This is a genomic window from Nonomuraea sp. NPDC050783 (genome assembly GCF_040802095.1).
GTDB lineage: Bacteria > Actinomycetota > Actinomycetes > Streptosporangiales > Streptosporangiaceae > Nonomuraea.
The window spans coordinates 93971-113813 of record NZ_JBFAHK010000021.1; the positions used below are offsets into that span (position 1 = coordinate 93971).

A 19843-nucleotide genomic window follows, 5' to 3' on the forward strand; every position below is an offset into this window, starting at 1 on the left:
CCCGTCTCCTTCGTGCGGAGGCGGGCCTTCCCGTTCGGGGGTGCCCGGCTGTCGGTCCCGCCTATTAGGCTGGGGTCCGGTTTTCATCTCGCGCGTTGGGCGGAGCCGACAACATGAGTCTGATCAACGGAGTCTTCAACCTCCTCTTCCTGGTGCTCGCCGCCGCCATCTTCGGCATGTCGGTCTATGCACTCGTCCACGCGCTACGGGTGCCGGCCAACGCCTTCCTGTCGGCCGGCAAGCTGCAGAAACCGATCTGGCTGCTCATCCTGGGGCTGGCCACGCTGTTCTCCGCGGCCGGGGCCTACCAATACCTCATGGGCTTCCTCTACGTCGGCGGCGCCGACTTCCTGGGCATCGGCCTCGGGATCTTCTCGATCCTGGCCGTCATCGCGGCCGCGGTCTACATCGTGGACGTCAAGCCCGCGGTGAAGGGCATGGGCGGCCGGGGCGGCAACAACGGCCCGTACGGCCCGTGGTGAGCCCTAAACTTCCGGTATGACCCACGACCTCCACGGACGTACCAGAAGGCTGGAGCTGTCGGACCAGGCGCTGCGCGACTTCGAGGCCGTCGTGCTCGACTCCTCCCCCGAGGGCGTCGTGCTCGACAGGTCGGCCTTCTACCCGGGCGGCGGCGGCCAGCCGGCCGACCACGGGGTGCTGATCTGGCAGGGCGTGGAGACCCGCATCGCCGGCGTGCGCAAGGGCGACGACCTTTACCTGATCCCGGCCGAGGGCGATCCCGTCCCGCCGCCGGGCACGGTGGTGCGGGCCGCGGTGGCCGACGCGCGCCGCTCGGCGCTCATGCGCACCCACTCCGGCCTGCACGTGTTGTGCGGCGTGGTCTTCCGCGACTACGGCTGTCCGGTCACCGGCGGCAACATGGACGAGCTGAGCGCCCGCATGGACTTCAACCTGCCCGAGGTGCCGCCGGGGTTCAAGGAGGCCGTCGAGGACGCCTGCAACGCCGAGATCGCCGCCGACCGCCGCATCGACGTCAGGGTGCTGCCGCGCGCGGAGGCGTTCGCCCTCCCCGACATCATCCGCACCGCCACCAACCTGGTGCCCGAGAGCGTCCAGGATGTACGGATCGTCGACATCGTGGGCCTCGACACGCAGGCCGACGGCGGCACCCACGTGGCCTCGACCAAGCAGATCGGCCGCATCAGGGTGGCCAAGGTCGAGAGCAAGGGCAAGGGCTTCCGCCGCCTGCGCATCCAGATCTCCGACTGACGGCCGGCCGGGACGGCAGGACTCCTGCCCTCCAGGCCCTAGGACGCGCAGTCGCGCATCAGATCAGCCAGCTCGCCGGGCCGCAACGGCGGTTCGGGCAGGGGGTGCGCGGCCTCCGCGCGCAGGCCGTCGAGCATGAGGGCGAGGTGCCGCCGCCACGCCTGGGGCCTGACGCCGGAGGTCGCCTCGACGGTGCGGGCGGTGCCCCAGGTCACGAAGGCCATGTCCTCAAGGGTGACGTCCTCGCGCAGCGCCCCGGATTCGTGCGCGCGGTCGATGAGCCGGCTCATCAGCTCGTAGCCCCGCCGGTGGCCCTCCGTGGGCGGGGTCTGCGGGACCCGGCGGGAGAGAAGGTCGTTGTAGCCGCGGTCGGCGGCCTGCAGCTCGCAGATGCGCTCCAGGAAGTGGACCAGCCCCTTCCACGCGTCGTCCATCGCCAGCGCCTGCTCGGCGATCCGTACCACGGTGGCGGCCCGGTCGGCGAAGACGGCCTCGATCAGGTCGCCGCGGCCGGGGAAGTGGTTGTAGAGCGTGCCGCTGCTGACCTTCGCCGTACGGGCGATCTCGTCGAGTGAGACGTCCAGGCCGCGGGCGGCGTAGAGCTGCCTGGCCGTCGCGATCAGCGAGTCGCGGTTGCGCTGCGCGTCCTTCCGCAGCGGCTTCGTCCGAGTCGGCATGAGGTCATCCTACCGAAGTTGACTGTTCTCTCAGGTTAGTTGAAGGTGGAACCAACGTCTTCGGCGCCGGACCCGGCGAGGACGGCATCGAGGCCGTGCCGCGCGACTACTACCGCAACCCGAACGCGGCACTCGCCGACCAGGGCGTCCACGTCGGCGCCGTGAACGCGGGCGCGCTGATCGTGTAGAACCGGCGGCGTGACACCCGCGGCGATCCCCTGCGCGCGGGCGAGGAGCCCTGGCCCCGGGGCGGGCGGAGACGGGGAAGGCGGCGGCCCGCGCCGGCCCGCGAGCCGCGTCTCACCCGTCCACGATCCGGGCCAGGCCGTCGAGCAGGGGCCGCAGGCCGAACTCGAAGAGCCGGTCGAGGTCGAGGTCGAACTCCCCCAGCTCGCGCAGGAACGCGGCGAAGGCCCCGTAGCCGGGCGACTCGCTGACCGCCCGCATGCGCTCCGCCTGGGTGTCCATCCACTCCTCGTCGGTCAGGCCGGTGGCGGCCCGCGCCCGCCGCTCCTGTTCGAGGTTGGCGGCGATGCCCCGCACGTAGCTGTAGAGCAGTATGTGGACGTGCATCTTGGTCGCCGCGTCAAGCCGGGTGCCCGCCAGGGCGGACATCACCCGCTCCGAGTGCTTGAGCAGGCCGGCCGAGGGCAGCGGGCGGTGCAGCGGGGTGACCGCGGCGGCCCACGGATGCGCGCGGTAGACCGCCCACTGCAGCCGCGCGGTCGTCTCCAGCGCCTCGCGCCAGCCCGCGGGCGGCTCCGGGGGCAGCGGGAAGTCGCCGATGACGGCGTCCACCATGAGCAGCACCAGCTCGTCCTTGCTGCTCACGTGGCGGTAGAGGGACATCGTGGCCATTCCCAGGCGGTCGGCGAGGCCGCGCATGGTCAGCTCGTCGAGGCCGTCGGCGTCGGCGATCGCGATGGCGGCGCGCACGACGCGCTCGCGCGTGCCGTCCTGGCCCGGTAGCGGCGCCCGGCGCCCCGCGGCCGGCCCCCGCCCCGGCACCCCTCCCGGCACCCCGGGCGCCCCGGACGGGCCGGGCGGGCCGGGCGGGCCGGGCGGGCCGGGCGTGCGGGGCTCGGCCACCACGGTGCCGACCCGCGGCTCGGCGATCACCACGCCTTCCTGGGCCAGCAGCGCCAGGGCCTTGGTGGCGGTGGCCAGCGCGACGTTCCAGTCGCGGGCGAGCTGCCTGGTGGACGGCACGCGGTCGCCGGGCCGCAGCCTGCCGTCGGCGACGCGCCGCTTGATGTCGCCCGCGATGCGCGCGTAGGGCGGGGTGTCCATCGCCTCTCCTGTCCTAGTACAGATTGCTCCAGCATACCGTTGCGAACTGCTGTATGTACGACGTACATTCAGTTCCGCGTACAACGTACAAAGGGAGCGGAACATGAAGGTCCTCATCAGCGGCGCCAGCGTCGGCGGCCCCGTCCTCGCCTACTGGCTGCGGCGGCACGGCTTCGAGGCCACGATCGTCGAGCGGGCCCCGTCCCCGCGCACGGGCGGCCAGGCCATCGACATCAGGGGCGCGGCGCTCACCGTGGCCGATCGGACCGGCATCCTGGAGCAGGCGCGGGCCCTGCGCACGACCATGCGCGGCATGTCCATGGTGGACGGCGACGGCAACGAGATCATGCGCAACACCGAGGAGACGCTCAGCGGCGGCCGCTTCGACAGCCCCGACGTCGAGCTGATGCGCGACGACCTGACCGCGCTCGTCCTGTCCGCGCTCGACGGCACCGGCACCGGCATCCGCTACGGCGATTCCATCGCCACCCTCGCCCAGGACGTCGGCGGCGTGGACGTGACGTTCGACAGCGGCCGCCGGGGCCGCTACGACTACGTGGTCGGCGCCGACGGCCTGCACTCCAACGTGCGCCGCCTGGCCTTCGGCCCCGAGGAGCGCTACCTGCACCACCTCGGCGCGTACGTCTCCATCTTCACCGCCCCCAACTTCCTCGGCCTGGACCACTGGCAGACCTGGTTCCGCGAGGGCGAGGTGGGCGGCGTCGTCTACAGCGACAGGGACGCCGCCACCATGCGCGTCAACCTGGGCTTCCACGCCGGCCCCCTCGCCTACGACCACCGCGACGTGGACGCCCAGAAGCGCCTCGTCCAGGAGCACTGCGCCGGCCTGCGCTGGGAGGGCCCCAGGCTGCTGGACGCCATGGGGAAGGCCGACGACTTCTACTTCGACGCCATGGCCCAGGTCAGGATGGAGCGCTGGTCGGCCGGCCGGGTGACGCTGGTCGGCGACGCCGGCTACTGCGCCTCGCCGCTGTCCGGCCAGGGCACCAGCCTCGCCATGGTCGGCGCGTACGTGCTGGCGCAGGAGCTCGCCGCCGGCCCCGACGGCGCCCTGGACCGCTACGAGCGGCGCATGCGCCCGTTCGCCGCCGCCAACCAGGCCCTCGCCCTGGAGAACCCCGGCGAGGGCGCGAGCCCCGAGAGCGTCCAGCGCGCGGCCGCCGCCATCACCCTCGATTGACTGTCGGGACGAACCGCTACCATTCGTCGCCATGACCGGTATCAGATCCACGTTGGCCGCGCTGGGGGCCATCGCTCTGACGCTGACCGCCGCCCCCGCCACCGCCGCGGCTGCGGGCATCACGGACGACGTCACGATGACCCTCGGCAAGGACGGCACCCTGCACGTGGTCGAGAAGATCAGCGGGGGGTCGAGTGGGCTGAAGCGCACGTTCCTCACCCGCACCCGGTACGACGACGACTACGACCGCCTCTACCAGGTCTCCAACGTCAAGGGCGGCACCCTCGACGGCGACGTGCTCACGGTGACCAGCGGCACCGTCGAGTACGACGTCAAGGGCACGGTGACGTCGTCCGGCGGCGTGGAGGAGCTGCGCTGGTTCGCGGTGAGCGGCTGGAACCAGCAGGTCGCCAAGGCCACCGTCACGGTGCAGGGCCCCGGCCAGGTCCAGAACCTGTCCTGCTTCGCCGGCGAGCTGACCTCGGCCGTCGGCTGCACCGCCGCCTCGATGGACCACTCCGCCACCCAGGCCGACTTCGAGCAGGAGAACCTCGCGCCCGGCCAGGCCCTGACCGTCGTCATCGGCTACCCGCGCGGCTCCAGCAAGGGCACGCCGATCCTGGACAAGCGCTTCTCGCTGGCCTCGGCGTTCGCGCTGAACACCGTCACCGGCGGCGCCCTGGCCGGCCTGCTGGTGCTGCTGCTCGGCGGCGTGGCCCTGCTCTACTGGACGCGGGGCCGCGACGCCCGCGTGGCCGGCGCCGAGAAGGGCGCGGTCGCGCCCGTCCAGAACGGTCACTTCTCCCCGCCCGACGGGGTGCGGCCCGGCCAGATCGGCACGCTGGTGGACGAGCAGGCCGACGTCGTGGACGTCACCGCGACCATCGTGGACCTCGCCGTGCGCGGCTACCTGCGCATCGACGAGCAGCCCCGCCAGACCTACGACGCGCCCGACTGGATGCTGGTGCGGCTGCCCGCCGCGCAGGTCAACTCGCTGCTGCCCTACGAGAAGGCGCTCTACGACGCCATCTTCGACGGCCGCGACGCGGTGCTGCTGTCGCAGCTCTCCGGCACCTTCGCCACGCACCTCGGCAAGGTCCGCGACGCGCTCTACACCGACGTGGTCAAGCAGGGCTGGTTCGCCCGCCGTCCCGACACCGAGCGCACCCGCTGGACGACGGTCGGCGTCGTGCTCATCGTGCTCGGGGTGCTGGCCACGGCCGCGCTCGCCTGGTTCACCACGTACGGGCTGCTCGGCCTGGCCGTGATCATCGCGGGCGGCGCGCTGGCGGCCGGCGGCCAGTACATGCCGGCCAAGACCGCCAAGGGCTCGGCGGCGCTGGCGCACACCCTGGGCTTCCGCGAGTACCTGTTCTCCGGCGAGCTGGGCCACGTGCCCGAGCAGCACCGGGTGGAGCTGTTCTCCCGCTACCTGCCCTACGCCGTGATCTTCGACGGCGTGGAGCACTGGTCGCGGGTGGTGGCCTCGGTCACCAGCAACGGCCACCAGGCCGACAACCTCTACTGGTATCACGGGCCCGCGGAGTGGGACCTGTCGAAGTTCGCCGGCTCGATGCGCACGTTCTGCACGACGACCTCGGGCGCCATCTCCGCGACCCGCCAGTTCCGCACGCTCTAGCGCGGCCCCTCAGCGCGACCCTTCAGTGCGACCCTTCAGTGCGACCCTTCAGCGCAGCCGCACCTCGCCGACCGGCCGCCCGCCGCCGAGCACCGGCGGCGCGGCCAGCTCGGCCAGCTCGGGGGCGTCCAGGCCGAGCGAGCGCAGCGCCGCGACCGTGACCGGCACGCGGGCGCGCGCCGAGCCGTCCTCGATCTTGACGGTGCCCGCCCGCCCGTCCTCGAAGGCGAACGCGTCGAACGCCTCCGCCCCCGACTTCAGCATGAGCCCCGGCAGCGCCCGCATGAGCTTCGCCTCGGGGCGGTCGGTGCCCGACGTCCACTCGGGGTGGGCGGTCACGGCGTCGAAGATCCTGCGCTCGTACGAGTCGGGCGACGACATCGGGAACGCCCGGAACGCCTTGGTCACCCCCAGCATCGACACGAAGAACAACGGCGCCCCGCACCCGTCCACGCCCGAGGCCGCCACCCGCTCGCCGGTCAGCTCCTCCACCGTCTCCCGGATCGCGCGCTGCAACGGATGCGCCGGCTCCAGGTACGTGGTCAGCGGCCAGTCGTTGGCCGCGCAGGTGGCCAGCATGGCGGCGTGCTTGCCGGAGCAGTTCATGTAGACGCGCCCGCGCTCGGTCGCCGTGCGGTCGAACGGGTAGTCCTCGGGGCAGCCCAGCGCCGACTCCTCCAGCCCGGCGCCCGCCAGGATCTTGCGCACCCCGTCCACGTGGAACGGCTCCCCCGAGTGGGAGGCGCAGGCCAGCGCCAGCAGCTCGCCCTCCAGCCGGAGCCCGCTGCGCAGCATGCCGAGCGCCTGGAGCGGCTTCATCGACGAGCGCGGCGAGGCCGGGACGTGGACCGCGCCCCGCGTCTCGACCAGACGGCCCTCCGCGTCGACGGTCAGCATGCGAGCCTGGTGCGTGGACTCCACGAACCCGGACCGGACGACTTCCACGATCAGCGACATCTCGGTACCCCTTTCGGCACGAGTCTACGGAGGGTTTGTCCTGGTCCAGAATGGGATCTCATGCGAGCAGTGGTACAACGAGTGAGTTCAGCGTCCGTGGAGGTCGAGGGCCGCACGGTCGGCGCGATCGCCGAGCCCGGCCTGCTCGTGCTGGTCGGGGTCACCCACACCGACACCAGGGCCGAGGCGGCCAGGCTCGCCGCCAAGCTGTGGGGCCTGCGCGTCCTGCACGGCGAGAAGTCCTGCTCGGACGTCTCGGCCCCGCTCCTGGTGATCAGCCAGTTCACCCTCTACGGCGACGCGCGCAAGGGCCGGCGGCCCACCTGGCAGGCCGCCGCCCCGGGGCCGGTCGCCGAGCCCCTGGTGGCGGCGGTGGTCGAGGAGCTGCGCGCGCTGGGCGCCCGCGTTGAGACCGGGGTGTTCGGCGCGGACATGAAGGTGTCGCTCGTCAACGACGGGCCGATCACCCTCGTGCTCGACCTCTAGCGGATCCGCCGCCGCAGCGCCGGGTCGATGGTGACGTTGCGCCCGGCGTCCGGCGGCACGACGACCTCCTGGCTCGCCGCGACGCCGCCCGCCAGCAGCGGCGCCTCCACCGGCACCGTGCGCTTGACCACGGCCAGCGCGATCGGCCCCAGCTCGTGGTGGCGGGCCGCCGAGCCCACCACGCCGACCTCCTGGCTCTCGAAGATCACCGGGTCGCCGTGCACCGGCAGGGTGTCGACGCTCCCGTCGAGGTGCAGGAACACCAGGCGGCGCGGCGGGTGGCCCAGGTTGTGGACGCGGGCCACGGTCTCCTGGCCCCGGTAGCAGCCCTTGCTGAGGTGGACCGCCGGGCCGATCCAGCCCACCTCGTGCGGGATGGTCTTGTGGTCGGTCTCGAACCCCAGCCGCGGCCGGTACGCCTCGATCCGCAGCGCCTCGTAGGCCCACAGCCCCGCCAGCGGCCTGCCCAGGTGCTCGGGCAGCTCGGCGCGTGGCACCAGGAAGTCTTCGGTGGCCGTGGACAGCACGGCCAGGTCGTCGGCCCGCGACACCTCGACCCGCAGCATGAAGCGCATGCGGTCGAGATAGTCGACGAGGCTCTGCGCGGTGCCCGGCTCGACGTGGGCCAGCACGCTCTCGCCGTCGTCCACCAGCGTCAGGTGGTGCAGGACGTGGCCCTGGAGGTCGAGGTCGAGCGTCTGGGTCCACTCGCCCGGTTTCAGCGTGTCGAGCTTCTGCGAGGTCAGGTCGTTGAGCCACTTCAGCCGGTCGGCGCCCGAGACACGGACCACCTCGCGGTTGCTGCGGTCGACGACCGCCTCGCCCTTGGCCAGCGCGCGCTGCTCGGCGAACAGGTCGCCGTAGTGCGCGGCTACGTCGGAGTCCGGCGCGTCGGCCGCGACGGCGCCGGGAAGGTCGAGCAGAGGGCTACGCATGCCCTCCAGGCTATCGGCAGTCGCGGCAACGTCCGAAGACGGTCAGGTGGTGGACGTCGGCCACGAACCCCATCTCGTCGTCCAGCGCCTTGACCAGCCCCTCGGCCAGCTCGGGCCGCACCTCGAAGACCTCGTCGCAGCCCCGGCACACCAGGTGGACGTGGTCGGCCTCGGCCGCCAGGTGGTAGGTCGGCGCGCCGTGCCCGAGGTGCGTGTGGGTGACCAGCCCCAGCTCCTCCAGCAGCTCCAGCGTGCGGTAGACGGTGGAGATGTTGACCCCGCGCGCCGTCTGCCGGACCCTGGCGCAGATCTCCTCCGGAGTGGCGTGCTCCAGCTCCTTGACCGCCTCCAGGACGAGCTGACGCTGCGGTGTGACCCGGTAGCCCTTCGCGCGAAGCTCTTCGTGCCACTGCGTCTCGGTCATGCTCCGAGTGTACGGCCCGGTGATATTCATTTGCCTCCCGCGCCGATGACCACATAGCTTCATGAGTACGCGGAAAGGAGGTGGTCCGAATAATGGTTAGTCATAGTCGGGCTAGCGAGGTGGTTGTCCGCTGACGTCGCGGACGCTTGTCTCGGTCTCGTGACGTGACGCGAATACGAGGCAATCACCGGGGCCCCTGGCAGCCGGAGGCCGGGATCGACCGATCCTGGCCGTGGTCCATCCGGCCCGCCCGCCGCGAGCGGGCGGAGTGTCGCCCGGGGCCCTTCTTCATTTCTCCGGATGCTTCACCCCTCCGGGTACTTCACCCCTCCGGGTGCTTCATCCCTCCTGGTGCTCGCCCCGCGGCGGGACGCCCAGCTCGGCGCAGGCCCTGCGGTAGAGCGTCACCACGGCCTTGCGCACCTGGGCCCGCTCGGTGAGCGGCTCGCCCCACGGCACCCGTACGCGCTCGCCGCCGTCGATCGTGAACTCGATCGCCTCGGCGTCCACGTCGCTGGTGACGGCCTCGGTGGCGGCCGGCCGGCCGCCGAGGGCCCGCACGATGAGCAGCGCGTCACCGGCGTGGTCGTCGTTCATGTGGCGCTTGATCGCCTCGACGGCGTCGGCGGTGAACGGCGTCGTGCTCACGAGACCTTCTTCAGCTCGGCCGACATGTGGTCGGACAGCGGCTGCCCCATCGCGGCCATCTCGTAGGCCCACATGAGGTTGCCGCTGACCAGCCCGTACAGGCGGTGGCCTGCGGTGTACTCCTTGGCGGAGGCGGTGCGCGCGACGACGTCGGTGCGCAGCTCGATCTTGTGGAAGACGACCTCGCCGATGTAGATCTCGACGACGCCGGTCGGATGCGCGAGCAGCACCTCGATCTGCCGGTCGGGCTGGGCCCGCCAGTAGCCGGACTCGGTGGCCAGCGGGCGGACCCGGTGGCCGTCCTGGTCGAGCAGCCAGGTGCGGCTGACGTAGGTCAGGAACGGCTTGCCGTTGTGACCGAACTCGATCTCCTGCCCGAAGTTGAAGCTCTCGATCGTCGGGTAACCGCCGACGCCCGCGCCCTCCCACCGTCCGAGCAGGAACGCGATCGGCTCCAGGGCGGGGTGCACCTCAGGTTCTTCCATGGTCCCCAAGCCTAGTGGCGCCCGGGTGTACGGCGTCGGCACGCCCGCCCGGCTAGGGTGACTGGCATGGCACGATCACTGGTGATCAAGGTAACCGCCGGGGCCGACGCCCCCGAGCGTTGCAACCAGGCGTTCAACGTGGCGGCCGCGGCGCTCGCGAGCGGGGTCCCGGTCTCCCTGTGGCTGACCGGCGAGTCGTCGTGGTTCGCGCTGCCGGGGCGGGCCAAGGAGTTCAGCCTGCCGCACGCCGCGCCGCTCGCCGACCTCCTGGACGCCGTGCTGGCGGCGGGCCGGGTGACGTTGTGCACCCAGTGCGCGGCCCGCCGGGGAATCACCGTGGACGACGTCATCGGGGGCGTGCGCATCGCCGGGGCGCCGACGTTCGTCGAGGAGGTCACCGCCGAGGGCGTCCAGGCCCTGGTCTACTGATCGGGCCTCCCGGCCTGCCGATCGGGCCCGCCGGGCTCAGGCCGGCAGCGGGTCGCCGGTCTCCAGCAGGGTCTTCAGGCTCGACAGCACCTCGGGCCAGCCCTGGCCGACCGCCTCGCGCACCTCGCTGCCGGGCTCGAAGCCGTCGTGCACGACGGTCAGCTTGACCGCCTCGCCGTGCGGCTCGATGGTGAACGTCACCTTCGAGCGGGGCTCCCGGCCCCACCGGGCGACCAGCTCGGGGTCCACGTCGAACGCCTTGGCGAACTGGTCGCCGATCGTGTGCCAGGTGAAGGCCAGCCGCCGCCCCGGCTCGGACTCCAGGACGACCTGCTCCGGGTCCTCGATCGCGGTTCCCGCGCGCTTCCAGGTGACCGGCGAGCCCGGCCGCCAGTCGGACTCCAGGGCGATCCCCCAGTAGCGCTCGGTGAAGGCGGGCTCGGTGAGCGCCTGCCACAGGCGCTCGGGCGTGGTGTTGATGTAGGTCGTGTAGACGAATGCGGTGTCGGCCACGGGGTGGTCCTCCAGTGCGCTCTTGAGGTCGGCCAGCGCGCCGGCTCGCCGCCGGTCGTACTGGGTGATCCAGCGGTCGGCGATGGCGTTGATCGGCACGGCGTTGAGGTAGTGCAGCTTCTCCCGGCCCCGCCACACCGTGGTGACCAGGTTGGCCTCCTCCAGCACCCCCAGGTGCTTGCTGACCGACTGCCGGGCCATGTCGAGCCCGGCGCACAGCTCGCGCAGGGTCTGGCCGTTGCGGGCGTTGAGGCTGTCCAGCAGCCTGCGGCGGCTGGGGTCGGCCAGCGCCTTGAACACCTCGTCCATCTGCCGTCCGTTCCGGAACATACAGCCGTTCGGCTGCTTGTCGAACAATAGGCAGCCAAACGGCTGCATGTCAATCGTTCACCTGAGCTTGGCCAGCAGGCCGCGTACCACGGCGAAGGCGGCCGAGCCCACCGCGCCGACCAGCGGCTCGCGCTCCTCCTCCGCCGTCGGCCCCGGATCGGGATGCGCCGGCTCGACGCACCCGGCCCGGCACGCCTCCAGCTGGGCCGCGAACGCCATCCCCAGGAACAGCGCGACCGAGCTGAGGAAGGACCACAGCAGCAGCGCCATGACGGCCGTCAGCGGCCCGTAGGTGTCGCCGAAGGAGCTGTTGTTGTCGGTGTAGAGGGCCAGCGCCATCGTGAACGCCGTCCACAAGGCGAGCGCCACCAGCGCGCCCACGGCCAGCCAGGTGTGGCCCGGCTGCCGCCGCCGGGGCGAGGCCCGGAACAGCGTGACCGTGCTCGCCAGCGCCAGCAGGAAGCCGAGCGGCCAGCGCACCAGCGAGAACGCCTGCCTGGCCCCGTCGCCCCAGTCGTAGACCTCGCTGATCGCGTGCCCCAGCGCGCCGCCGCCCACCAGGACCGTGAAACCGGTGATCAGCAGGACTCCGGCGGTCAGCGCCAGCACGGCCGCCCGGGCGTACTTGCGGTGGAAGGGCCGGTCGCGCTCGACGCCGTAGATGCGGTTCGCGCCGCGCTCGAACTGCGCCATCGAGGTCGCCAGCGACACCAGCGTGGTGCCGAGGCCCAGCCACAGGGCGAGCTTGCCGGAGACGTGGTTGCCGCCCTCCAGCGCCTGCGAGACGGCCTCGGCCCCGCCGCCGGGGGCCACGCCGCGCAGCGTGAGCTCCAGCACCCGGCCCAGCTCGTCCTGGTCGGTCACCGCGCTCAGGCCGACCAGGGCGATCGCGCCGGGGATGATGGCCAGGCAGAGCTGGAAGGCCAGCGCGCGGGCATGGCTCATGCCGTCGCCGTAGCGGAACCTGACCACCGAGTCGCGGACGAGGTGCCAGCCGCCGTACTTGCGCATGGTCGCCCAGGCGTCGTCGGCGGACAGCTCCTCGCCGCCCATCGTCCGGGTCTGGGGGACCGTCACCGTGGAACCCACGGCGAACCTTCTACCCCGGTTCGCCCGGATTCATCAGGATGATCAGTCGGCCAGGACGGTGGCAAGCCGCTCCTGGCGCAGGGCCTCGTAGCGGGAGTCGTCCAGCGGCGGGAGCTGCCCCACCCGCCACGACAGCAGCAGGTCGGCCAGCGCCGGGTTGCGGGCCAGCGCCGGGCCGTGCAGGTAGGTGCCGACCACGTGGCCCGCGTAGCAGCCTTCGTAGCCGTCGCCGTTGCCGATGCCCTTGACCGTGCGCGACAGCGGGCGCACGCCGGCGCCCAGCCGGGTGACGCCCATGTGGTTCTCGAACCCGGTCAGCGTGGGCAGGCCGAGCGCGCTGTCCACCTCGGCCACCAGCTCGCCCACCGCGCGGGCCGGGCCGCGCGCGCTGGCGATGTCGAGCAGGCCGATGCCCTGGACCGGCTGGCCCTCCTCGCCGCCGAACGTGCTGCCCATGATCTGGTAGCCCGCGCACACCGCCAGCATGGACGCGCCGCCGGCGATCGCCCGGTGCAGGCCGCCGTCCTTGCGCAGGCGCTGGGCGGCCAGGATCTGCGGGCGGTCCTCGCCGCCGCCGATGAGGTAGATGTCACCGCCCTCCGGCACCGGGTCGGACGAGCGCACGTGGATCGTCTCGGTCTCGATCCCCCGGCGCTGGGCGCGCTGCTCCAGGACCAGGACGTTGCCCTGGTCGCCGTACGTGCTCAACAGGTCGGGATAGATCCAGACGATGCGCAGGACGCTGTCAGACGGCACGACCGAACTCCGATCGGATCTGCTGGAAGGCGGTGTAGTTGGCGATCACGTCCACCCGGCCGGGCGGCTGCATGGCCATCGCCTCGGAGAACGTGCTGCACAGGGTGAACGGCACGTCCGCCACGTCGAGCCGGAGCGCCAGGTCGAGGCGGCGCTCGCCGGTCACGAACACCGGGCGGCCGCGCAGGATGCGGTAGTCGACGTCCCACAACCACGACGTGTCGCGCCCGTCGGGGCCCTGCGCGTTGACCGAGAGGACGATCGGGAGCTGCGGGTCGGCGACGTCGAACGCCTCCAGCCAGCCGGCGGGGTTCTTCGCCAGCAGCAGCCGCGCGTGCCGGCCGTCGCGCTCGACCATCGTGTAGCGGCCGGCCACCGAGGTGACCTCGCGCAGCCGGGGCAGCGCCCGCTCCACCGGCACCCCGAACGTCTCCGCCACCGCCAGCGCCATCACCGCGTTGGAGCGGTTGGCCGAGCCGGGGAGCTGGATGTCGAGCATCCAGCGCTGCCCGCGCGGATCGACGGCCATCTCGCCGTCGAGCGCCCACTGCGGCTCGGGACGGTGGAAGGTGCACTCGCGGCAGGCCCAGAAGGAGTCCTTGCGGTCGAGCGGGCCGCCGCACTCGGGGCAGCACCAGGAGTCCTCCTTCCAGCGCTGCCCGCCGGCCACCCAGGTGACCGAGGCGGCCGTGGAGGCGCCCCACGTGACGAGCGGGTCGTCACAGTTGGCGATCACGTGGGTGGGCCTGCCCGCCAGCGCGCGGCGCCACTTCTGGGCCAGCAGCCAGATCTCGGCCGCGCGGTCCATCTGGTCGCGGCTGAGGTTCATCAGGCAGACGACGCCCGCGCCGGTGGTGTCGAGCACCTCGGGCAGGTATTTCTCGTCCACCTCCAGGACGCCGTAAGGGGCGTGCTTGTGCTGGGACAGCGCCGAGACGTGGCCGGCCGGCATGTTGGCGCCGTAGGCGTTGGTCGCGACCTCGCCGAGGTCGAGCAGCGCGGAGGTGATCAGGCGGGTGGTGGTCGTCTTGCCGTTGGTGGCGCTGACCAGGGCCAGCTTGCGGTCGCGGGCCAGCTTGCGCAGGAGGTCGGGCTCCAGCAGCAGGCCGACCCGGCCCCCGATCACCGAGCCGTCACCGCGCCCGGTCATCCTGGACAGCGTGGCGGCACTGCGGCCCAGGGCGCTGGCGAGCTGAGCTCGCAGAGGAAGCTGGGTCATGTGCATGGATCCTAGTCGGCATCCGGCCGTACTCTCGTTACGCACACGAAAACGCGGCCCGGTCGGTAGCCCGGGCGACGCACGACGTACCCGCCCTTTCTGGGATGTCCGGTGTGCCGGAAGCGACCTCGTCAGGTCGTCATTTCGGCATGCCCACAGAAAGGGCGAACGTCATGGTGACGCTTTCCGTCTGTCCGGACGGCGCGTTCTGGGTCGGGGTCCTCGAAGTCGTCGAGGAGGAGACCGGCGTGCTCCGCGCGATCCTGTTCGTGCTCGGCGGCGAGCCCACGGACCCCGAGCTGTACGCCTACCTGCAACGGCACGGCATGGCCACTGATCCCGCCCCCCGGGCGGTCAGAGGGGGCTGGGGGCGGGGGCGGGATCGGGGAAGGACAGTTCCAGGGTGCCGCCGTGGTCGAAGGGGAGGACGAAGCGGCGCGGCCAGGACAGGACGCCCTCCAGCCACCCCGCCCCCATCGTCTGCCCCACGTGCCGGATCCGGGCCGACGCCTCGATGCCGATGGCGACGGTCGTGATGTCCCGCTGCACCGCCTCGCTCTCGTCGTCCCCCAGGATGACCCGCCAGGCCAGCTCCCGGTTGCGCTCCACCTCCATGGACAGGGGGTGGTGGCGCAGCGCCTTGGCCCGGTGGCCCAGCAGCTCGGTGTGCACGCGGTCCGGCGACCCGTTGACGCCGTTGCCATTGGCCCCGCTGGGCGGGCGGAACAGGGCGTACTCCATGGGCGGCGCCGGGCTGCGCAGGCTGGGGGCGGGCTGCCCGTGCGGGAAGAGCCGGTCCACCTCGTGCAGCCACCGCACCTGCGGGATCACCCACGACGCCCCGGGACGCTCCCCGCCGCTCTCCAGCCCGCCGAGCAGCCGCGTGGCCTTCTCCGCGGCCTTCTCGGTGAGCAGCGAGGGGTCGAACCAGCTCCGCAGCGACCAGGCCCGCCGCTGCACCGACCGCTCGACCAGGGTGGCCAGCAGGCACTCGCGCCGCCGCGCGGGCAGCTCGCCCCACGCCGCCGACAACACGCGCGGCACCCCGGGCAGCGGCCGGTTGCTGACGAAGGCGAGCACGACCGTGTCGCACCAGATGCGCAGCCACGCCCATTCGGGCGCGTCGGCCAGCACGTCCGCCTCGCGCAGCTCGACCAGCGTGCACGCCTGCCCGCCGCGGCACTGCGCCCCGCACGCCGCCGACCTGCGGCCCCGGATGGGCGGCGGCGGGCCCGGCAGCACCTTCTCCCTGGACTCGCCGAGCGGCACCCGCACCCGCAGCGGCCGGTCCATGCCGTCGGCGAAGACGGCGGCCGAGCCGGGCTGCAACGACACGACGTGCCGCGACTGCTCCTCGCTCAGGTTCATGGCGGCGCCGACGAGCTTCCTGTCGTCCTCGGCGGGCAGCCGGTGGACGACCTTGAGCGCGGTGTTCTTGACCACGTCGGGCACGAGCTTGGTGGGGATCTGCTCGGCCACGACGATGCCCTCGCCGTACGCGCGGATCTCGGCCAGCAGCCCGGCCAGCAGCTCGACCGCGTGCGTGGAGGCCCGCCCGTGGCCGCGGTCGCGCAGCAGCCGGTGCGCCTCCTCGATGACGATGACGTGCCGCAGCCCGGAGGACTTCTCGGTGCGCGCCCGCATGCGCAGGTGCTCCACGATCCGGATGATCAGCGTGCCCATGAGGAACGCCTTGTCCTCGTCGTTGGCGACGTCCTCGATGGCCAGGACGACGTTGCGTTCCAGCAGGCCGCCGACGTCGGCCGGGTGGCCGCCCTCGAAGAAGCGCCCGGCCGAGCCGACGCGCAGCGAGCGCAGCCGCAGCGAGATGAAGCCCTCGACGTCGGCCTGGACCTCGCGGCCGTAGCCGATCTCCTTGATGACGTCCATGGCGTGCTGCTGGAGCTGTTCGAGGGTGGGGACGCTGGGCGGCACGCTGGAGCCGGGGACGGCGCCGCCGGTGACGACGTCCCAGCCGGTGGCCTCGTAGACGCGTTGCAGCGCCAGCGACATGATCTGCGGGAACGGCTCCTCGGCGTCGAAGGCCGCCATGAACAGCGCCCTGACCATGTCGATGTGGGCCTGGACGGGATAGCCGGGCTCGGGTTCGAGCGGGTTGACGCTGAACGGCACGCCCTCGGGCGCGGACGGGTTGATCACCGTGACCGGCTCGTCCAGCCGGCCGGCCATGGCGGCGTACTCGGACTTGGCCGGCTCGATGGCCAGCCACGGGATGCGGGCCCGGCTGAGCTGCTCCAGCAGGTGCCGGACGGTCTGCGACTTGCCCGAGCCGGTCGCCCCGGTGACGAAGGCGTGCCGGTTGAGCGTGGCCAGCGGCACCCGGAAGGTGCCGACGCCGCGGTCCTGGCCGTCCAGGATCTCGCCCAGCTCCAGCTCGCCCCCGTCGGCCTCGGACGTCACGTCGAAGAAGCCCGAGTCGAGCACGCGGACGCCGGGCACCTCCCGCCGGGGCAGCCCGGCCAGCGCGGCGAGCGCCCCGGCGGTGGCGGCGAACGGCGCGGCGGCCCCGTCGGCCGGGTCCTGCATGGTGATGGCCAGGGCCTCCCCCAGCGGGTACGCGGCCCCGTGGGAGCTGCGCAGCCGGTACGGGTGGTGGCCGATCTCGACCGAGCCGACCAGCACGGGCGCGATCTGCCGCAGCTCCTCGGCGGTGGCCCCGCCGGCCAGCACGCGCACGTTCCAGAGCCCGGCCTCGCGGAAGGCGTCCAGCTCCTGCATGCGCCGCTCGGCGCGCTCGGCGTCGAACCTGGAGCGCTCGGAGGCGTCGCCGTACTGCCGCAGCACGTTGAGCTGGGTGCGCAGGTGCGCCACCTCGGCGTCGAGCAGGTCGGTCGGCTCGGCCACGACGAGCCAGGCGAACGGCCGCGACATCAGCGTGACCAGCGTCGCCTCGAACAGCGTGGGCCGGGTCAGCTCGTCCAGGTCGGCGTGGCGCTCCCGGCCGCCCAGCGGCGGCGCCTGCCGCCCCGGGCACGGCACCCACACCAGGTCCGCCAGGTCGGCCAGGTACTCCTCGGAGAGCTGGACGCCGCGCGCCCCGCCGGGGAACAGCAGCGGCTGCGGCCCCGTCGGCCGGTCGGGCACGTCGGTGGCACGGCGCGGCTGGCGCGGCGGCGACAGCGGCCCCGCGTTCGTGATGAGTTCGAGCGGCGCGCCGGACCCCCGCGAGAGCCACCCGATGACGAACGGCCGGTCACGTTGCGCCGCCGACAGCACGGCGGGCAGCACGGTGACGAAGTCCCATTCGGCCGACGAGCTCCGCGAGGGCGCGGCGATCGACTGGATCCGATACCAGGGCCCGCTCAGCGAGACGCTCGGCTGCATCATCAATCCCCCAGAGACGGTTCTTGGCCAAACTTCACCAACCGCCAGCTCGTCACCTTGACATTGACCATCTCCTTACCCGGTCATGGCCTGCCCTTTCGCCAGTCCAGCCGGGGCGGGGGCGGCCCGAGGTTGGGCGGGGGCGCCTCCTCGCCGTCGCCGTCGGCGCGCGGGTCGAGCGCCAGGACGGCCTCGCGGACGTCCTCCAGCTCGCCGAGCGTGGTCCTCGGGAAGGTGAGGATGGCCGGGTTGGCGTCGGCGAGGCGGACCCGCCGGCCCCTGGCGGTGGCGTCGGTGACGATGACCGAGGTCGTGGGCAGCTGTTGCAGCTCGTGCGGCTCGACCAGGAACTCGCGCGAGCGCTGGAGCACCCGCTCCTTCTCGGAGATCTTGTCGGCGGTGCGGCCCCACTCGGTGGACTCGGTGATGTCCCCGGCGAGGTCGGCCTCGCCCTCGGCGCGCTCCTCCCGCTCGTCGTCCACCTGGGAGATCGTGGAGGTGTAGCCGCCGTCCAGGCCCGGCAGCGAGTCGCTGATGGTCTCGGTGAGCTGGGCCAGCTCCAGGCGGTGCTCGGTGCCGACGTGCTCGCTGGCGACGCGGGCGTCCTCGGCGTTGCCGAGCCGCATGAACGCCACCGCCGCGTGCCCCCGCCCGAGCCGCTCCCGCACGGTGGGGGTGAGCGAGCGGTAGGTCAGGACGAGCCCGGTGCGGGAGGTCTCGCAGGCGTCCATCAGCCGGTCGAGCACGTCGCCTCTGAGCTTGTCCGCGCCCGCCACGATGATCGTGTGGTACCAGGGCCGGTCGGAGGCGGGCGACTGGCGCAGGATGTGGGTGAGGGCGGTGGCCACGTACGTGCCGAGCACCCGGTTGCCGAACACGCCCGCCTGCCGGTCCATGCTCACCACGCGCAGCCGGGCCGGCGGCAGCCGCACGGCCTGCGTGCCCAGCGTCTCCAGCTTGCGCAGCTGCGACTCCAGCGCCCAGGCCCGCTCGATGACCACGCGGTCGCTGACCCCGCGCCCGAACAGCGTGCCGATGCGTTCGAGCTGGGTGGCGGTGATCAGCCCGAACCGCAGGTCGTCGCGCGGATCGCCGACCTGCGCGAGGGCCCGCAGCGCGGCCGTGACCTGGCTGATCGTGGCGTTCTCGCCCAGCACCTCCAGCACCCGCTCCAGGATGGCGTTGTCGAAGCTGAGGTCGCGGGTGGTGCGGTGCTCCTCGCTGACGCTCACCACGTGCGCCAGGACGTCCGCGAACGCCTCCGGCTTGAGCGTGGCGCCCAGGTCGAGCTTGGGCAGGTCGACCGGCAGCACCCACACCAGCGGGTCGTCGCCGCCCTTGCGGGCCAGCTCGATGAGGTCCTTGGCGATGGCGCCCTCGGACAGGTCGAGCACGGTCAGGTGGCCACCGCTGTAGAGGCGGGTGGCGCCGAGCAGCGTGACCAGCGCGGACCAGCCGGGCAGGGTGCCGCCCGCCACGTCGATGCGGTCGATCTCGTCGGGGACGGCGACGGCGTACCAGGTGAGCTGGCGGTCGTGGCGGTCCTTCGACTCCTGCCACTCGCGGTAGCGCTTGGCGTGGTCCTCCTGGGCCCTGAACAGCTCCTTGTCACGTTCCTGGCGCCGGCGCTGGTCCCTGGCCTGCTGCTCCAGCACGCGGTAGCGGACCGCCCGGTCGCCCTGCATGAGCGCGAAGGTGCAGATGATCGCGACTCCGCAGGTCGCGACCAGCCCGACGATCGCGAACGCCCAGGCGAGGTAGCCGGCCACGGCCACGGCCAGGATCAGCACGCTCAGCACCAGCGCGAACACCCGGAACAACCGGACCGGCCGGTTGAGCATGTCCTCCTGCATGCGCTCGCGGCGTACCAGCTCGACCTGGGCGGCGGCGCCGGGGGGCGCGGCGGCGGGCGGCTCGTCGCCCGGCGAGGGGCGCTTGGGCGGCGGGCCGGGGTCGGGGTGCAGCAGGATGTACTGCCAGCCCAGGTAGATGCGGTCCGCCTGCAGCTGGGCATGCTCGGGATGCACGTCCGTCACGTGACCCTCCGGCCGCGACTGTTCTCCAAAGGTAGGGCTGGGCTTTCCCGCCTCGTGACAGCGTAAGAGTTTCAACCCCCGGAACGGCAGAGTTTCGCGGCAATTCGGCCAGAGCGATGGGAGTAATGCGGCAGATGGGACAAGCGAGAGC

The 19843-nt window shown here is 72.5% G+C and carries 19 protein-coding genes and 1 pseudogene; 7 read left to right on the forward strand and 13 right to left on the reverse strand.

Annotated features, from left to right (window positions below; genetic code table 11):
* The first annotated feature begins 113 nt into the window (after window positions 1-113).
* Both AB0H75_RS39365 and AB0H75_RS39370 read left to right on the forward strand, forming a co-directional pair.
* On the forward strand, window positions 114-482 hold the full coding sequence (locus AB0H75_RS39365; protein WP_367805003.1) for a DUF2516 family protein: 369 nt from the start codon (window positions 114-116) through the stop codon (window positions 480-482).
* Window positions 483-498: 16 nt separating this feature from the next.
* Window positions 499-1233 (forward strand): alanyl-tRNA editing protein, encoded by a 735-nt coding sequence (locus AB0H75_RS39370; protein WP_367805005.1) that lies wholly within the window; start codon window positions 499-501, stop codon window positions 1231-1233.
* A 38-nt stretch (window positions 1234-1271) separates the two neighbouring features.
* Here the strand turns inward: AB0H75_RS39370 and AB0H75_RS39375 are convergent, their stop codons facing one another.
* Both AB0H75_RS39375 and AB0H75_RS39380 read right to left on the reverse strand, forming a co-directional pair.
* Window positions 1272-1910 carry a TetR/AcrR family transcriptional regulator gene (locus AB0H75_RS39375; RefSeq protein ID WP_367805007.1) on the reverse strand — a complete coding sequence of 213 codons (639 nt, stop codon included), beginning with the start codon at window positions 1908-1910 and terminating at the stop codon, window positions 1272-1274.
* A gap of 300 nt (window positions 1911-2210) precedes the next feature.
* Complete coding sequence (locus AB0H75_RS39380) at window positions 2211-3200, reverse strand: TetR/AcrR family transcriptional regulator C-terminal domain-containing protein (protein ID WP_367805009.1); 990 nt, start codon at window positions 3198-3200, stop codon at window positions 2211-2213.
* Between the two features lie 103 nt (window positions 3201-3303).
* Between AB0H75_RS39380 and AB0H75_RS39385 the strand changes: the two genes are divergently transcribed.
* A complete protein-coding gene (locus tag AB0H75_RS39385) occupies window positions 3304-4401 on the forward strand; it encodes an FAD-dependent monooxygenase (protein ID WP_367805011.1) in 1098 nt (365 codons plus the stop codon).
* A gap of 31 nt (window positions 4402-4432) precedes the next feature.
* A complete protein-coding gene (locus AB0H75_RS39390; protein ID WP_367805013.1) occupies window positions 4433-6040 on the forward strand; it encodes a DUF2207 domain-containing protein in 1608 nt (535 codons plus the stop codon).
* Between the two features lie 48 nt (window positions 6041-6088).
* On the opposite strand, the gene AB0H75_RS39395 is transcribed toward AB0H75_RS39390, so the two are convergent.
* A complete protein-coding gene (locus AB0H75_RS39395) occupies window positions 6089-6997 on the reverse strand; it encodes an asparaginase (RefSeq protein WP_367805015.1) in 909 nt (302 codons plus the stop codon).
* A 60-nt stretch (window positions 6998-7057) separates the two neighbouring features.
* On the opposite strand from AB0H75_RS39395, the gene dtd reads away from it, so the two are divergent.
* A complete protein-coding gene (dtd, locus tag AB0H75_RS39400) occupies window positions 7058-7483 on the forward strand; it encodes a D-aminoacyl-tRNA deacylase (RefSeq protein WP_367805017.1) in 426 nt (141 codons plus the stop codon).
* Here the strand turns inward: dtd and AB0H75_RS39405 are convergent.
* From AB0H75_RS39405 to AB0H75_RS39420, 4 genes are all read right to left on the reverse strand, one after another.
* Window positions 7480-8418, reverse strand: coding sequence for a folate-binding protein YgfZ (locus AB0H75_RS39405; RefSeq protein ID WP_367805019.1), 939 nt, complete (start codon window positions 8416-8418; stop codon window positions 7480-7482). The genes dtd and AB0H75_RS39405 overlap by 4 nt on opposite strands.
* 10 nt (window positions 8419-8428) lie before the next feature.
* A complete protein-coding gene (locus AB0H75_RS39410; RefSeq protein WP_367805021.1) occupies window positions 8429-8842 on the reverse strand; it encodes a Fur family transcriptional regulator in 414 nt (137 codons plus the stop codon).
* A gap of 339 nt (window positions 8843-9181) precedes the next feature.
* Window positions 9182-9490 (reverse strand): DUF2470 domain-containing protein, encoded by a 309-nt coding sequence (locus AB0H75_RS39415; RefSeq protein WP_367805023.1) that lies wholly within the window; start codon window positions 9488-9490, stop codon window positions 9182-9184.
* Window positions 9487-9975: an FABP family protein gene (locus AB0H75_RS39420; protein ID WP_367805025.1), complete on the reverse strand. Its 489-nt coding sequence runs from the start codon at window positions 9973-9975 to the stop codon at window positions 9487-9489. The genes AB0H75_RS39415 and AB0H75_RS39420 overlap by 4 nt, the downstream gene beginning before the upstream one ends.
* A 66-nt stretch (window positions 9976-10041) precedes the next feature.
* Here AB0H75_RS39420 and AB0H75_RS39425 point away from each other — a divergent pair, with 66 nt between their 5' ends.
* A complete protein-coding gene (locus AB0H75_RS39425) occupies window positions 10042-10404 on the forward strand; it encodes a DsrE family protein (RefSeq protein ID WP_367805027.1) in 363 nt (120 codons plus the stop codon).
* A gap of 36 nt (window positions 10405-10440) precedes the next feature.
* Here AB0H75_RS39425 and AB0H75_RS39430 read toward each other — a convergent pair whose 3' ends face one another.
* The 4 genes from AB0H75_RS39430 to AB0H75_RS39445 all read right to left on the reverse strand — a co-directional run bounded on the left by AB0H75_RS39430 (window position 10441) and on the right by AB0H75_RS39445 (window position 14311).
* Window positions 10441-11226, reverse strand: a complete 786-nt coding sequence (locus AB0H75_RS39430; RefSeq protein WP_367805029.1) for an ArsR/SmtB family transcription factor — start codon at window positions 11224-11226, stop codon at window positions 10441-10443.
* A gap of 78 nt (window positions 11227-11304) precedes the next feature.
* Entirely contained in the window at window positions 11305-12336 is a 1032-nt protein-coding gene (locus AB0H75_RS39435; RefSeq protein WP_367805031.1) for a YihY/virulence factor BrkB family protein, read from the reverse strand.
* A 42-nt stretch (window positions 12337-12378) separates the two neighbouring features.
* The gene (locus AB0H75_RS39440) at window positions 12379-13092 is read right to left on the reverse strand and encodes a type 1 glutamine amidotransferase (RefSeq protein ID WP_367805033.1); all 714 of its coding nucleotides are present in this window, start codon (window positions 13090-13092) and stop codon (window positions 12379-12381) included.
* Complete coding sequence (locus tag AB0H75_RS39445) at window positions 13082-14311, reverse strand: MurT ligase domain-containing protein (protein WP_367805035.1); 1230 nt, start codon at window positions 14309-14311, stop codon at window positions 13082-13084. Before AB0H75_RS39445 ends, AB0H75_RS39440 begins: the two co-directional genes overlap by 11 nt.
* Before the next feature lie 173 nt (window positions 14312-14484).
* Between AB0H75_RS39445 and AB0H75_RS39450 the strand changes: the two are divergent.
* Window positions 14485-14628, forward strand: a pseudogene (locus AB0H75_RS39450) (DUF2992 family protein); the annotation flags it as partial.
* Between the two features lie 37 nt (window positions 14629-14665).
* On the opposite strand, the gene AB0H75_RS39455 reads toward AB0H75_RS39450, so the two are convergent.
* Both AB0H75_RS39455 and AB0H75_RS39460 read right to left on the reverse strand, forming a co-directional pair.
* On the reverse strand, window positions 14666-17659 hold the full coding sequence (locus tag AB0H75_RS39455) for an ATP-binding protein (protein WP_367805037.1): 2994 nt from the start codon (window positions 17657-17659) through the stop codon (window positions 14666-14668).
* Window positions 17660-17739: 80 nt separating this feature from the next.
* Window positions 17740-19692, reverse strand: coding sequence for a hypothetical protein (locus AB0H75_RS39460; RefSeq protein WP_367805039.1), 1953 nt, complete (start codon window positions 19690-19692; stop codon window positions 17740-17742).
* Between the last annotated feature and the right edge of the window lie 151 nt (window positions 19693-19843).